Source organism: Herpetosiphonaceae bacterium, from assembly GCA_036374795.1.
Classification (GTDB): Bacteria; Chloroflexota; Chloroflexia; order Chloroflexales; family Kallotenuaceae; genus LB3-1.
The window spans coordinates 47,445-62,865 of record DASUTC010000242.1 but is presented as its reverse complement, the minus strand read 5'-3'; the positions used below and the strand labels follow the sequence as shown (position 1 = coordinate 62,865).

The following is a 15,421-nucleotide window of genomic DNA, read 5'->3' as shown; positions in this document are numbered from 1 at the left end:
CGAGGCCGAAGCGAAGGAGCGCCCCGTGCCCCCAGAGGGTTTGGAGGCGCAGCGCAAAGTGGACGTGACGGCCAGTGGCAGAGCCGCCACACGAGACATCTGTGCCGGTATCGCCCAGGCGCGTGCCCGCCGAGATCGCCGAGCCGTCGGCCCACTTGATGTTGTTCCAGAGATGATAGTAGTCGGTCGAATAGCCGTTGTCGTGGATGATGCGCAGCCAGCCCAGGTTCGTCGAGCACATGGTGTAGACCCGCCCGCCACGCGCCGCGCGCACGATCTGATCGCCGCCCGAAAAGTCGATCGAGCTGTAGGGCGTGTTCGACCCCGACCAGCCGTGCGGCCCGCCGCTCATGTACCACGACTGTCCCACGGCCCAGGGCAGACGTAGTCCGGTGGCAACCGCCTGCGTACCGACCTCGCCGGTCGCGGCGAGCGGGCCGCGCTCTCCGCTGCTGACGAGCGTTTCCGGTGCCTGCCGAACCAGAGCGCTGAATGCTGGCGTGCCGTCCACGGCTGCGATCCAGCCGTTCCCCGTCTCACGAGCGACGAAGAGCCAGCCTTCCGGCATCACATCTTCTACCGCCGGAGCTGGGATCACGACCGAGCCAAAGGCCCAGCGCTGTTGGTCATCACGCCGCTTGGTATTGACCTGGATCGATTCCTCAAGCGCCGCGACTTCTGCCGCAGGTGTTCCCTGGTGAGCGATGACCGCCTGGATCACCGATGTTTCCAGAGTGGTTCGATTTGCGCGGGCGGATACCCACGAGGCGAAGACCGGCAAACAACTGATGGCGAGCAGGCTCAGAAGCACGAGCAGCTTGTTGATCAGCGAGCGTTGTTGATGGCGAGCGACGAGCATGGCGATGGCCTCCCTTATACAACAGAGTGATTCAGGGATGAAGGTCGGGATGGGGCCGAAATGGCAGGCATTCGTGCGAACGCTTCATGCGTCAATGGGTGAGGTCGTTGTGGTTGGGGGGTACCTCCAAAATGAAGTGTGATTTCGTGGCCCACCCCGGCAAGCGGTCCTACAGGCAGTATATACAAAATATTAACAATTTGTCTATTGGGGGATTTCCCTACTCTACGCCCTCATGCTTGCGCGCGCTCGTTGGATCGGTCTTTCGACTCATGAGGGCGTGCGCGATGCTCGGCTATAATGTTGCTCGTCAACCACTTCTGAAAAGAAAGAACGAGGCATTGATGCAATCCAGGGTGTCGGCGTCCGCTTCGATTATCGTATGGGGCCGCCTCAGAATCGCAGCATCGGTCTAGCGCCGTTGGGCAAAACCTGATCGGGCGTGGATACGCTGTGACAGCGCCGTGCATGGGCGCGGGCGTCATGGCTGTTGAGCGCTACCTTGATCTCCCAACCGGCAGGATGTCTGCGCCACGGGGTGTCCTTCCCTGTGGCGTGTGCCGAGGGCGCGTCCGATGCTCCCTGCCGATCCCTGCCAGGCGCGGGTTGACGCACACATGGCAGTTCACGAACGCCAGCCAGCAGCACAAACAAACCAGCCACGGGGAACACCCTGTGGCTGGTTTGTTTGTGCTCTGTTCCCAGCCACCGCTGCACCAGAACGGTGGCTGGCCCTATGGTCTGGAGTTCAGAAGTGTCAACTTTCCACAACGCTCGATCTCAGCAGCCACGTGTACGGCAGCGTCGGCCCCATTCGGGCGAGCAGGCGTTTCAGTGTCTCAACTGCCAGCAGTACGTGTGCTGCGATCCGCTGCTTGCCGGTGTACAGAACCGCAACCACTGCCCGGCATGCCTGTGGTCGCGCCATCTTGACTGGAAGATCGCTGGCGATCGGCGATCGGCCTGCCGGGCGGCGATGCAGCCGATCGGCCTGACAACCAAGCACTCGCGGAATAAGTATGCCCAGGAGCGCGACGGCGAGTTAATGCTGATTCATCGCTGTACAGGCTGCGCGACGATTGTGATCAACCGTATCGCGGGCGACGACAGCGCCGCCGCGATCATCGAGCTGTTCGACGACTCGTGCGCCTCTCTGGCCGGGATACGGGCCGACCTTGCGATGCGTGGAGTGTGCGCGCTCGCCACAGCGGATCGCGATCTTGTGCGGCGACGGCTCTTCGGCGAGCGCCTGTGATCGCTCGGTTGACGGTGCGCTGACAATAAACGCGGATCAAGCATGGCAAGGAGAAGAAATCTATGCACGAAATGGCAGTGCTCAACTTCGGGCAGATCGATCCCGCGATTGAGAGTCGCGTCGACGAACTCCTGGCGCGGATGACGCTGGCCGAAAAGATCGGGCAGATGAATCAGGGCGATGTGGCGTTGATGGACGATCCCGACGCTACGATCCGCGAGGGCTGCGTAGGATCGCTGCTGTCAATCGCCGATCCCAGCGCGATCAATCACTACCAGCGCATTGCCGCAGCGGAGACGCGCCTCGGCATTCCGCTGCTGATCGGCAATGATGTGATCCACGGCTACCGCACGATCTTTCCGATCCCGCTCGCCGAAGCATGCACCTGGGACCCGGCGCTTCTGGAGCGGGCGGCGCGCATCGCCGCCGAAGAAGCATCGGCGTGTGGCACCAACTGGATTTTCGCGCCGATGGTCGATATTAGCCGCGATCCGCGCTGGGGCCGTATCGCCGAAAGCGCGGGCGAGGACGTATTTCTGGGCATGACGCTGGCGGCAGCCCGTGTGCGCGGCTTTCAAGCGGCGGATCTCGCAAGCGGAAAGCGTGTCGTCGCCTGTCCGAAACATTATGTGGCCTACGGTGCGGCAGAGGCTGGCCGCGATTACAACACCGTTGACATCAGCGAGCGCACGCTGCGCGAAGTGCATCTTCCGCCGTTCAAAGCCGCGTTCGACGCCGGAGCGGGATCGGTGATGAGCGCATTCAACGATGTGAATGGCCTGCCCGCCACGGCGAATCCCCTGACGCTGCGAACCATCTTGCGCGATGAGTGGCAGTGGCATGGTGTGGTCCTGACCGACTACAACGCGATCGGCGAGCTGGTCGAGCATGGTATCGCCGAGGATCTGCGCGCGGCTGCCCGGCTTAGCGTCCTGGCAGGCGTAGACATGGACATGATCACCAACGCACTCGGCGCGCATCTGGCCGATCTGGCGGCGCGCGGCGAGGTGCCGGAGGCGCTGATCGACGCTGCGGTGCGGCGTATTCTGCGGCTGAAGTTCAAGCTTGGCCTGTTCGATCGGCCCTATGTCGACGAATCGCTGGCGGAGCGCATCATCCTGCGACCGGATTTTCGTGTCGCCGCGCTCGACGTTGCCCGAAAATCGATGGTGCTGCTCAAAAACGATGGACAGCTCCTGCCGCTGTCGGATACGACCAGGCGCGTGGCGGTGATCGGGCCGCTCGCCGACGACCGGCACGCGCCGCTGGGCTGCTGGGCGGGGCAGGGCCGCGCCGACGATGTGCAAACAGTCCTGGATGGCCTGCGAGCCGTAGCTCTCCAAGGCGTTGCGATCTCGTTCGCGCGCGGCTGCGACGTGACCGGCGACAGGTCAGACGAGATTGACGCGGCGGTAGCGGCGGCGCGGGCCGCAGATGTGGCGGTGCTGGTGATCGGCGAAGATGCAAAGATGAGCGGCGAGGCGCATTCGCGGGTGCATCTTGGCCTGCCGGGCAAGCAGCAGGCGCTGCTTGAAGCGGTCCACACGACCGGCACGCCTGTGGTGGTCGTTTTGATGACGGGCCGCCCGCTCGTGATCCCGTGGCTGGCCGAGCATGTTCCGGCGATCTTGCTGGCGTGGCACGGCGGGATGACGACGGGCCGCGCTGTCGCCGATCTGCTGTGGGGCCACGCCAACCCATCGGGCAAGCTCACCGCCAGCCTCCCGCGCGCCGAAGGGCAGATCCCGATCTACTACGCCCACAAAAACACGGGTCGGCCCGCGCAGGGCGCTGGAACCAGGCAGTTCGACGAGGCGTTTCGCTCGACTTATCTCGACGAGCCGAACACGCCGCTGTTTCCGTTCGGCTTCGGCTTGAGCTACACCACCTTCGCCTACGACGATCTGGTGATCGAGACGCCGCGCATCAGCCGCGACGGGATGCTGATCGCGCGGGCAGTGGTGCGCAATACGGGCCGACAGGCGGGCGACGAGATCGTGCAGCTCTACATCCGCGACGACGTAGCCAGCGTTACCCGACCCGTCAAGCAGCTTCAGGGCTTTCAGCGGATCGCCCTTCAGCCGGGCGAGCAGCAGAGCGTGCGCTTCGTGATCCCCGTGCAGCAGCTTGGCTTTTACGGCTCCGATATGCAGTATGGAGTGGAGCCGGGCAGCTTCACCATCTGGATCGGGCCGGACTCGGCGCGCGGCCTGACCGGGCGCTTTGAGGTGCTGGCGGAGCGCGCGGCCACTTAACAGCTCAAAATGCGGAGGCGCACGATGCGCCACGCTCTGGTCGTTACATCCCGATCGCCACCGACAGCGCGGTTTGCAGATTGGCGAACGTGCGCAGGCGCTTAACGGCGACACCCGCGCTGACCAGCGTCACCGCCACCTCCGGACGCACGCCGCTGACGAAGCACGCGCCGCCAAGAAGCTGCGTAGCCTCGGCCAGCCGTACGATATGCGCTACAACCGGCGGATCGATCGTGACAACTCCGGTGACGTCGACGATCACCACCCGTGTGCGCTGCTGACGGATCTGCTGGAGCACGGTTGTCAGCAGTTGTTGTGCGCGTCGCTCGTCGATCTGCCCGATCAACGGCACGGTCAGCACGCCCTGCCACACGGGCAGCACCGGCACCGCCAGCTCATCGACCGTGTGACGTAGCTCTGTCACCTCGATGCGCTGATGAATCTGGCGCTGCGAAAGATCCACAATCTGGCGGAGCAACTGCACCACCGCCTCCAGTTGCGCGCCCTGGATCACCGGGATCTGGTGCAGCGCCGCCTCGTACTCGTGGCGATCGATGCCAAGCCGCTGTGGAGCTGCCGCATGCCATGCGGCATCAAGTCGATCGCGACAAACAAGATTCCGGTTTTCGATCGTGCCGATCGTGAGGCCGTTGACGACAACCGGGACGATGATCCAGGCCATGCCGCCATGATGCTCCTCGATCACCGGCAATTGCGTTGTAATCGCCTGTGCCCGCGCCGCGCGCATCTCCGCCCCAAACCGCTCCCAGCCCTCACGAGTGCCGATGAGCTGGTAGAGCGAGGCGCGATCATACGCCGACATATCTTGCGCGTGAAACTGTTTGAAGTGCTCCTCGTCGAGGAAATGATCGAGGCCGAGGCCCGCGCTGCTGCGGACATCGAAGCCAATGCGCGTGACATCACGAATGCTCGCCATGAGATTCCATAATGTATTCGGCGGCAGGAGCTGGAAGATCGGCGGGCTTGGACGACGCAGCGTGTCAAGATACGCTAACGCCTGCTCAGGCGTCGCCGTCCCTGCGGCCAGGTAGGCCAGCGTAGTGATCCCAAAGTCGCCGCCGGGCTGTCCAAACAGGCGAACTCCCCGCGTCCAGATCGATGGAAAGCAGATCAGGAACGGCTCGAAGGGCTGGCGATTGCCACGCTCATCCCGAAAGTCGTACGTCGGCGTGATCGTGAAGGACGAAATCGGCTGCCACGCGCCAGCAGCATCGAGGTATTGAGGCTGCAACGTCTTCCACCAGCCGCCTACCGGCACCATCGAGCCATGCACGAAAAAGATGGTGTTGATGTCGCTTTCCTGGGGCAGAGAGAGCGCGTACCAATCAGGCGTTTCATCGTGGGTGCCATCATAGGTATCGTACCAGCGCCACACGTCTGGTGATGGCTCATCGAGAATGTAACGAACATCGCGCATACCGTCGCCGCAAGGCTGCATCACACTGCACTCGATGGTTGTTCCCGGCTGATGGCTTGCGAGCCAGGAGGGGGCACTCTCAGTCGGTTGGAGAACGTCGGTGTCGGGGATCAAGTTCATGCCTCCGATGGTAGTTGCGCGGGAACGAACGGATCGCGAGCAGCGCATTAGACGAATGATCTGTCACGTTACCATTCTACGATGCGCTGCTCGATTTTTTAATGAGGTTTAAATTACAATTGGGATCAGCAAGATGAACCAGGCGCGTACTGGACGAAAGAACAAAGAACAAAGGGAGCACCAAGAACCCATGCTCCCGAACAAGCGGAGAACCGAGAACCCGAAACGTGAAACTCGAAACCTGGAACCTGCAACTCGAATCAATCAAGCTCAAGCTGGGCGGCGATCAGCCCGGCAAGATCCGCCACGGTTTCGCGGTCGAAGGCCAGCCGCGCGCCAGCCGTCCGATACAGCTCAGGCACCGGGCGCGAGCTGCCCAGGCTCAGCGCGGCGCGGTACTGACGAATCGCGGCCCGCTCATCGTCCAGGGCATTGCGCCAGATTTGCAGCGCTCCCAGCCGCGCCAGCGTGTACTCGATCGAATAGAACGGCAGCGCGATGATATGCGGGCCGATCTGCCAGCGCATGCCGCGCTCCCGCTCAAGGCCGCTCCAATCTTCTTCGGGAAAGAAGCGCTGCTGCAACTCGCGATACCGGGCGTCAAGCTCGTCCGGCGTGACGCCGGGCGACGCCTCGGTATAGACCCAGTGCTGAAAGGCATCCTTGGCGACGATATTGCGCAGGCTGGAGACTACAATATCAAGCTCCTCGTGAAGCGCGCGGCGGGCATCCTCGGCGGAGTAGAAGCCGCCTTCCTCGACCGTCAAATAGGGCGTCGCCAGCAATTCCAGCGCCTGCGAGGCAACCTCGTTGAACTCCTCCGGCGTATCCACGATGTACCAGATCAGCGATTGATTGGCGCTGGCCGCAAGCGCGTGCAGCGCATGACCAGCCTCGTGCAGCAAGATCATCACATCGAGATGAGTTCCCACGGCGTTCATAAAAATGTAGGGCATTCTGGCGCGCGCAAAGAAGTTCTGGTAGCCCATCAGCGCCTTGCCCTGGCGCGCTCCGAGATCCAGAAAGCCGTTGCTCATGCGCCGAAACGCCTCGCCAAACTCAGGATCGATGCGTGTCAGGATGCGGGCCACGCCTTGCTCAAGCTCGTCGGCGGTGCTGAACGGACGCAGCGGCGGACGGTCAGGGTCGTCTACGCGCGTGTCCCACGGTCGCAGCGTGTCCAGGCCAAGCCGCCTGCGACGACGTTCGGCCATGCGCGCTGCAAGCGGCACGATCTCAGCCTCGATCGCGGCATGAAGCCTCAGGCTGTCCTCCGGCGTGTAGTCGAAGCGCCTGAGCTTCCGCCAGGCGTAGGCCCGGTAATCGAGACAATCGGCGTTGGCCGCGATCTTGCGGCGCAGCGCGAGCAGTTCGCGGTAGAGCGCGCTGAGTTCGTCGCGGTCGCGCAGCCGCCGGGCGGCAATCGCCCTCCAAGCCTGCTCGCGACGGTCGCGGTTGGGATCGAGCAGCCGCTGCTCGGCCTTGGGAATCGTCAATTCCTGTCCGTCCAGCACGACGCCCATCGCGCCGGTGATGGTGTAGAAGCTGCCGGAGCGTGCCTGCTCCTCGGCCAGAAGCGGCAGATTGGCCTCGCGAAAGAGATCCGCCTCGCTCTTGAGGCGACGCAGCAACTGCTGATATTCGGGCTGCCGATCAAGCTGCTCGACACCGAGCAGCTTGTGTTTGAGCTGCTGGTTGGCCGCTAGAACCCTGGGCTCGATCGCCGTCGTCAGATGTTGGTAGCGCTGCTCGGCTACGGCATCGGCTGTGTTTTCGGTCTTTGCCCGGAACGCAGCGGCCTGCGCTTCCACGATGATCGCCTCAAGATCGCTCCAGCGGGCAAGCCAACCAGCGATCGTTTCAGCGGCCAGCGGCTCGGCGAGCAGCGCGGAATAGAACGGCTCGATCGTCTGCCAGTTGTAAGGATCGATCGATGTGAGGTCTGCCATGCGTGCCTCCTCCCCGGATGGTGGCATCGGGGCGATACGGTGTGCTCGTCGACGCGACGTAGCTGCTCGGCCGGGCGCATGAGGCCAGCGGCGACAGGTGTCTCGTCGCCGCTGGCCTGGTGACATGCAGGATGCTACAGCACGGCCCGGTTGTCAAGCCGTCAAACCGTCACGGCCCGCTTAAGTCTCGACGAGGCGCTGCAACTCGCCGAGCGTTTGCTCTGGATGCATGACCAGCGACTCCAGGAGGATCTGGAAATCCCTGAGCATCCGCGCGATCGTCGCATCGTCGAAGCAGTGCCCATAGTATGACATATACAGCGACAGCGAGCGCAGCGGCCAGACCGTTACGCGCAGCGCATGCTCGGTCTGCGTCTCGCTGCTCAATGGCCGCATCCAATGCGCTCCTTTTTCGACAATCGCGGCCTCGATCGGGAAATTTTCAAAGGTCAGGTATGTCTCGAACAAAGGCTGATCGGCAGGAACATCGCTCCACGCTTTGATCTTGACCAGCGGCGTGTACTCATACTGGCGCTGCTCGACCTGCCGGAGCTGGAATGCTTGCAGCCATGCGAGGAGCGGCGCTTCCTGGCTGATCTCAACCCGCATCGGTAGGATCGTGTTGCATGATCCGACCATCGTCTCGATGCCCGGCAGGTCGATCGAGCGTCCCGACGCGACCGAGCCGAAGACGACATCCGCCTCGCGGGTGTAGCGGCTGAGCAGCAGCGCCCACGCGCCCTGCACGATGGTATTCAGCGTCAGTTGATGCCGCTGGCCGAGCGCCTGAAGTTGGTTGGTCGTCGCTACTGAGAGCGATAGCTGCTGCTGGAAAAAGCCATCGCGCCGCCGCGCCGGATCTCCGGCCAGGCTTGCTACCAGCGGCGTCGGCGCGGTAAAGCCCGTGAGCTGGCTGCGCCAGAACTGCTCGGCTGCCGTAAGATCCAGCCCTTGCAGACGGGCGATATAGTCGCGGTACGGCTGAGGCAGCGCATGGCTCGCCTCGCGGCCCTGGCATGCCGCCTCGTAGCACTCGAAAAAGTCCTTCATCAGCAGCGGAAAGCTCCAGCCGTCTTGCAGCATGTAGTTGAAGCCCCAGAAAAACTGATAGGCTTCCTCCGAAACCTGGAAGAGCGCCAGGCGGGTGAAGGGCGCGCGCGATAGGTCAAAGCCCTGATCCCGAACCGATTGGATATACGCCGCCAGACGCTCCTGCTGCTCCACCGGCGAGAGGCCACGCCAATCGTGCTGCTCGATCGGCATCGGCACCTTGCCATGCACGACTTGCAGCGGACGCTCGATGCCCCGCCATACGAAGGAGGTGCGCAGGACGGTATGCCGATCGATCACCTGCTGCCAGGCGCGACCAAAGGCGGCCACGTTCAATGGCTGAAGGAAGAAGTTGCCAAAGACGAGGTACAGCCCCGGCACCGGCCCCGCGATGTAGCGCAGGACCATGTGTTCCTGTGCGGGTGCCAGTGGATAGATGTCTGTCACCGCGCCTCTATCGGCCAGTATCGTGTCGAGCTGCGACTGGCTGAGCCGCGCCAGTGGAAAATCGGAGGGCGTGTAGCCGGAGGTATCCGGCAGCAGACAATGCTCGATCAGCGCTCGTAGCGCGGCGCCGTGCCCGTGCGCAAGCTGCTCGATCGTCGTCTTCCGGTAGCGTCGCGGATCATAGCTCCAGACCAGACTGAGGCAATCCTGGCTGAGCGTCGCGCTCACATCCAGCGCGTAGCCCGGCATCGCCTGCCGCGTCTGCGCTACAGGCGCGAGCGGCGTCGCTTCGAGCAATGCCTGATCACTCGCTCCGTGATAGGTAAAGCGGATCTCTGGCTGCGGCAGCGCTTGAAGCTCCGACGCGATCGATCGATCCGGGCTGAGATGCCGGAGGATGCCATAGCCGATCCCCTGGCTGGGCACGCCGCGAAGCTGCTCTTTGACGAGCTTCAGCGCCGCTCCTGCGTCGTCGGTCGCCAGCGGTGAGAGATCGAGGAGCACCGGGAAGCGGCTGGTGAAATTCCCGACCGTCCGCGACGGGTCCAGATCGCCGAAGACGCCGGATCGCGCGTCGCGTTCGAGATCGACACGCAGTGCTGGCGAGCCGGTCCAGCCAGCGCTGCTTTGTATGAGCGCCGTCAGCAGCAGATCCTCGACCGTCGTTCGATACGCTCGATGGACGTTATGCAGCAGGGCGCGGGTTTCCTCGTCGCTCAGCTCCACAACGATCGTCGCCTGGCCTCCTGGCTGGTCGTCAGGGGCATTGACCGACGGATCGTGCAGCAGCGCGATCCCCTGATCGTTCGATGCAGCGAGCCAGTAGGATCGCGCCTCCTGATCGAGCGCGGGCCTGGCTGCCCATGCAGCCAGGCGCTCGGCCCACTGCTGGAAGGAGGCCGTCTTGGGCGGCAGCGCGACAATCTCGCCACGGCTAAGCTGCTGGTAGGCCATCCAGAGATCGTGCAGCACCAACGCCCATGAGCGCTGATCGTGTACGAGCTCGTGGCTCACCAGCGCCAGCCGACCGGGCAGGGATGGACCGCGATCGACAAAGACGACTGACAGCACCGGCCCTGCCGATAGATTCAGGCGCGCACGCGCCGCCGCCAGCGCCGCATCGGTAGCGGCCTGATCTTCCGGCGCGTGCGCCGTCAGATCGACGTGGCTGAAAGGAATATCGGGGTCGGGCGGGGCGATCGTCTGCTGCCAGCCCGCATCGGTAGCGTGAAAGCGCAGCCGCAGCGCGTCATGGTGCTGCACAACATGCGCGACCGCCGCCTGAAGCCAGGTAGCGCGCAGCCCTGGTGGTGTTTCCAGCACGAGCTCCTGGTATCTGCGGCTCAGATCCGGCTGTGCCAGCGTCTCGCGCTGTACGGGCGTGAGCGGAGTCGGCCCCGTCACCTGGCCTTGCTCCGCGCCAGGCGGCACGATCCGCTCGGCAACCTCAGCCAGCTCCGCGATCGTCTGGTGCTGAAACATCTGCTTGGTCGTGATCCGCAGACCGGCCTGCTGAGCGCGCGTGATGATCTGAAGGCTCAGGATCGAATCGCCGCCGAGCGCGAAGAAGTTGTTATGAATGCCGACGCGATCGATCCGCAGCACTTGTGCCCAGATGTCGGCTAAGATCTGCTCGAACAGCGTGCGCGGCGCGACCAGCTCGGTGTCGAGGTCGAGCAGGAGCGGCGGCGGGAGCGCATCGCGGTCGATTTTGCCGTTGGGCGTCACCGGCACGCTCTCGATCAGCACAAACGCCGTCGGGATCATAAATTCGGGCAGACGCTCCTGAAGATAGCTGCGCAGGATCGGCGTCAACTGCTGGCTCTGCCTGGCCTGAAGCGGATTGTTGGCGTACGCGCTCCACTCCGCGCGCTCGCGGATGACCGGCGATGCGATCTCTACGAGCGCAGGTGCCTGCTCCGATACGCGCCGCAGCACGAGATCGTAGCACTCGCGCGCCGCCGAGCAGCGAATCTCGACAGTGTACGGGAGATCGCGCTCCAGCGCCCACAGCTCCTCAGGATCGATGCCTGGCTCTGTCGTGGCGCTCGACAGAGACGCGCGCAGCTCGGCCACGGTGGGCAGATCGGCGGCGTGATTGAGCACGGTTTGCGCGTGGATGTCGTCTTGGATGCGCCCGTTCGGCACGTTGGCGAAGCCGATGATCTCCGGCGCGGACGCTTGCAGCGCCCGGCGGAGCGCGGCGGGCGTCATCTGCTCCTGCTGCCAGTCGCGCCAGGATTGTCCGGCAAACGTCGGCTGCATGTCGAGGTAGAGCGTGACATCGTAGCGGAATTTGGTCAGCTCGTTGTGGCTACGACCGCGCTTAAGCTGAGCGCTGATGTGTCGAATCCGGGGGATGTCCTGCTGAAGCGCCGCGAAAAACGACGGATCGACTACTAGCTCTTGCTCCTGCGCCATGGCGATCTGTACACGACGCCGAAGCTGCTCAGGCGCAAGCTCATCGCTGGCCCGGAATAGCTCGACCGAGGTATGAAATGTGTCGAGCAGCCGCAGGTTGCGCACGTCGCCGACGAAGATCGCGCCGCCCGGAGCTACCAGCCGCGCCGCTCCTTCCAGCACGCGCGCCAGGTACTCCGCGCTTGGGAAGTACTGGGCCACCGAGTTGATGATCACCACGTCGAAGGCTTCGTCGGCGAGGCGATCCAGATCGTCGGCTGGCCGCTGGTGGAGCGCCACGTGTGCCAGGCCGCGCGCCTGCACATGTCGGTTGAGCGCCTCAAGCGCGACCGCCGAGATGTCGGTGCCGACGTAGCGCAGGCATTCGGGGGCGACGCGGAAGAGCAGCAGGCCGGTGCCGCAGCCAAGCTCCAGCACGCGCCGGGGCCGCAGCGCCAGAATGCGATCGACGGTTTGATTAACCCACTCCTGCATCGTCTCGGCGGGCAGCGCCTCGCCTGTGTAGCTGCTGTTCCAGCCGACGATGTTAAAGGCCGCATCGGCATCAGCAGCGCTCTCGGTGTAGGCCGTATCGAAGACATGCTCCCAGCTTGTCACGTGCTCCGACTTCCAAGTTCCAAGTTCCGAGTTTCGCGTTTCGAGTTCTGAGTTCTGAGTTCCTGGTTCTTGGTTCTGCTCCGGCACGACATACGCCACCAGCCGCTTATGCTGTGGATTGTCGTCGCGCGCCACCACGATCGCCTCGCGCACGGCGGGATGCTGCCGCAGCGTGGCCTCGATCTCGCCCAGCTCGATGCGGAAGCCGCGCAGCTTGACCTGCCCATCGATCCGGCTCAGATATTCGATGTTGCCGTCGGGCGCGTAGCGCACTCGATCGCCGGTGCGGTAGAGCCGCGCGCCGGGTGCGCCCTGAGGGCATCCGCCGAACGGATCGGGCACGAAGCGCTCGGCGGTCAGGTCGGGCCGGTGGCGGTAGCCGCGCGCCAGTTGCACGCCGCCGATATACAGCTCGCCGGGCACGCCGATCGGCACGGGATTCAGGTGGGCGTCGAGCACATAGATCTGCGTGTTGGCGATCGGTCGTCCGATTGGCACCGTGCGGCGAAGGCTCGTCCGCTCGCAGGGCCACCACGTCACGTCGACGGCGGCCTCGGTGGGGCCGTAGAGGTTATGCAGCTCGGCGCTGAGCCAGGCGAAATAGCGCTGTTGCAGCTCCGGCAGCAGCGCCTCGCCGCTACAGATCACGCGGCGCAGGCTGCGGCAGCTCTCGACGCCGCGCGCGTCCACGAACGACTGAAGCATCGACGGCACGAAGTGGATCGTGGTGATCCGCTCGCGGTTGATCACGTCGATCAGGTACTCAGGGTCTTTGTGGCCTTCGGGCCGCGCCACGACCAATGTCGCGCCGGTCAGCAGCGGCCAGAAAAACTCCCAGACCGAGACATCGAAGCTGAACGGCGTTTTTTGCAGCACGCGGTCGTCAGCCGTAAGCTGGTAGGTGTCCTGCATCCACAGGAGCCGGTTAACGATCGCGCGGTGGCTGATCATGGCACCCTTCGGCAGGCCCGTCGAGCCGGAGGTGTAGATGATGTAGGCCAGGTTGTCGGGCTGGACGCCGCTGGCTGGTGTGCTGACCGGCTGCTCGGCAATCTGCGGCCAATCCGTGTCCAGGCACACCACGGTCGCGCTATGCTCCGGCAGCCGCTCGGCGAGCGCCGCAGACGTGAGCAGTACTGGAACCTGGGCATCCCGAATCAGGAACGCCAGCCGCTCCTGGGGATAGGATGGGTCGAGTGGGACGTACGCGCCGCCCGCTTTGAGAATTGCCAGCAGCCCCACCACCAGATCGAGCGAGCGCTCGATGCAGATGCCGACAGGCGTGTCGGGTCCGACGCCCAGGCTACGCAGATGATGCGCAAGCTGATTGGCGCGGTCGTTCAGCTCATGATACGTCAGGCGGCGCGCGTCAAAGGTAACAGCCAGCGCGCCGGGCGTGCGCGCGATCTGCTCCTCGATCAGCCAGTGGAGACAGCGATCGAGATCATAGGGCACGTCGGTGGCGTTCCAGGCTGCCTGCTGGCGCTGCTCCGCCTCGGTCAGCAGCGGCAGATGGGTGATCGGCAGCGCCGGATCGGCGACGGCAGCCTGGAGCAGCGTGTGAAAATGCTCGATCATCCGCGCGATCGTCGGCGCGTCGAAGAGGTCGGTGTTGTATTCGAGCAGCGCGGCCAGCTCGTCGTCGGTTTCCGTCACCGAGAGCCACAGATCGAACTTGGCCGTGCCGCTGCTGGTCGGGAGCGTGCTCAGGCGCAGATCGGGAAGCTGGACGGTCGGCATGGGCGTGTTCTGGAGCACGAACATCACCTGAAACAGCGGATTGCGGCTCATGTCGCGCTCAGGATGCAGCGCCTCGACGATCTGCTCAAAGGGCAATTCCTGATGGGCATAGGCCGCCAGCGTTGTCTCGCGAACCCGCCTGAGCATCTCGCGAAACGTGGGATTGCCGGAGAACGAGCCGCGCAGCAAGATCGTGTTGGCGAAAAAGCCGATCAGCGACTCGGTTTCGGGCCGTGCGCGTCCGGCGATCGGCGAGCCGACCAGAATATCGCGCTGGCCGCTGTAGCGATGCAGCAACGCCTGGAATGCCGCCAGCAGCGTCATGAACAGCGTGACCTCTTCCTGGCGGCTCAGCGCGCGGAGCGTCTCGGTCAGCGCAGCTGGCACGACGAAGCGCTGGACCGCGCCGCGAAAGGTCTGGATCGGCGGGCGAGGATGATCCGTCGGCAGTTCAAGCATTGTCGGAACATCCGCGAGCTGCTGCTGCCAGAAGCGAAGATGCTGATCGAGCACCGACTCGCGCAGCGAGTTGCGCTGCCAGAGCGCAAAGTCGGCGTACTGGATCGGCAGATCCGCCAGACGGGTATCATGCCCGGAGGGCACCCGGTGGGGCTGCCCTCCGGAGAACGCGGCGTACAGCGTCACCAGCTCGCGCACAAAGATGCCGACCGACCACGTATCCGAGATGATATGATGCAGCGACAGCAGAAAGACATGCTCGCACGCTCCCAGGCGGATCAGCGAGGCGCGGATCAGCGGGCCGCGCGCCAGATCGAACGGGCGGCGCGTCTCGTCGTCGATCTCGCGCTGAAGCGCGGCGGCGCGCTCGTCCTCAGGCAGCCGGGTACCCTCTGGGTGCAGATCGACGACCGGCAGATCGATCAGCAGCTCAGGGGCGATCACCTGCGCGGGCTGTCCATCGGCACCTTGCGTAAACGTCGTCCGCAACGCCTCATGCCGCTGGACAACCTGATTCAGACTCCGAGCCAGCGCAGCCTCGTCGAGGCTGCCATCCAGGCGGATCGCAAACGAAATATTGTAGGCCGGGCTATTCGGCACAAGCTGATCCAGAAACCAGAGCCGCTGCTGCGTAAACGAAGCGGGGATCGGTCCCTGCTCCTGGCGGCGCGGAATGCTCTCGGATGCGGCTGTTTTGGAAGAAGTACCACGCTTCCACTTTTCCAGCAGCGCCCGCTTGGCTGGCGAAAGGTCAGGCTGGTTGGAAAGCGTTTCGAGCTTGGACATATCATGCGCTCCAGGTTGGGAGTTTCAAGTTCAAAGTTTCAAGTT

General features: G+C 63.9%; 6 protein-coding genes. 2 read left to right on the top strand and 4 right to left on the bottom strand.

Annotated features, from left to right (window positions below; genetic code table 11):
- The coding region (locus tag VFZ66_18150; GenBank protein HEX6291112.1) for a M23 family metallopeptidase at window positions 1-859 on the bottom strand (859 nt) is incomplete at its 3' end.
- 754 nt (window positions 860-1,613) lie between these two features.
- Here VFZ66_18150 and VFZ66_18145 point away from each other — a divergent pair.
- Together VFZ66_18145 and bglX are read left to right on the top strand one after the other, a co-directional pair.
- Window positions 1,614-2,114 (top strand): RNHCP domain-containing protein, encoded by a 501-nt coding sequence (locus VFZ66_18145; GenBank protein ID HEX6291111.1) that lies wholly within the window; start codon window positions 1,614-1,616, stop codon window positions 2,112-2,114.
- Window positions 2,115-2,176: 62 nt separating this feature from the next.
- Window positions 2,177-4,369: a beta-glucosidase BglX gene (gene bglX / locus VFZ66_18140; protein ID HEX6291110.1), complete on the top strand. Its 2,193-nt coding sequence runs from the start codon at window positions 2,177-2,179 to the stop codon at window positions 4,367-4,369.
- A 43-nt stretch (window positions 4,370-4,412) separates the two neighbouring features.
- Here bglX and VFZ66_18135 read toward each other — a convergent pair whose 3' ends face one another.
- From VFZ66_18135 to VFZ66_18125, 3 genes are all read right to left on the bottom strand, one after another.
- Entirely contained in the window at window positions 4,413-5,807 is a 1,395-nt protein-coding gene (locus VFZ66_18135) for an STAS domain-containing protein (protein HEX6291109.1), read from the bottom strand.
- 380 nt (window positions 5,808-6,187) lie between these two features.
- Window positions 6,188-7,876 carry a M3 family oligoendopeptidase gene (locus tag VFZ66_18130; protein ID HEX6291108.1) on the bottom strand — a complete coding sequence of 563 codons (1,689 nt, stop codon included), beginning with the start codon at window positions 7,874-7,876 and terminating at the stop codon, window positions 6,188-6,190.
- Between the two features lie 180 nt (window positions 7,877-8,056).
- Window positions 8,057-15,376: an amino acid adenylation domain-containing protein gene (locus VFZ66_18125; protein ID HEX6291107.1), complete on the bottom strand. Its 7,320-nt coding sequence runs from the start codon at window positions 15,374-15,376 to the stop codon at window positions 8,057-8,059.
- Between the last annotated feature and the right edge of the window lie 45 nt (window positions 15,377-15,421).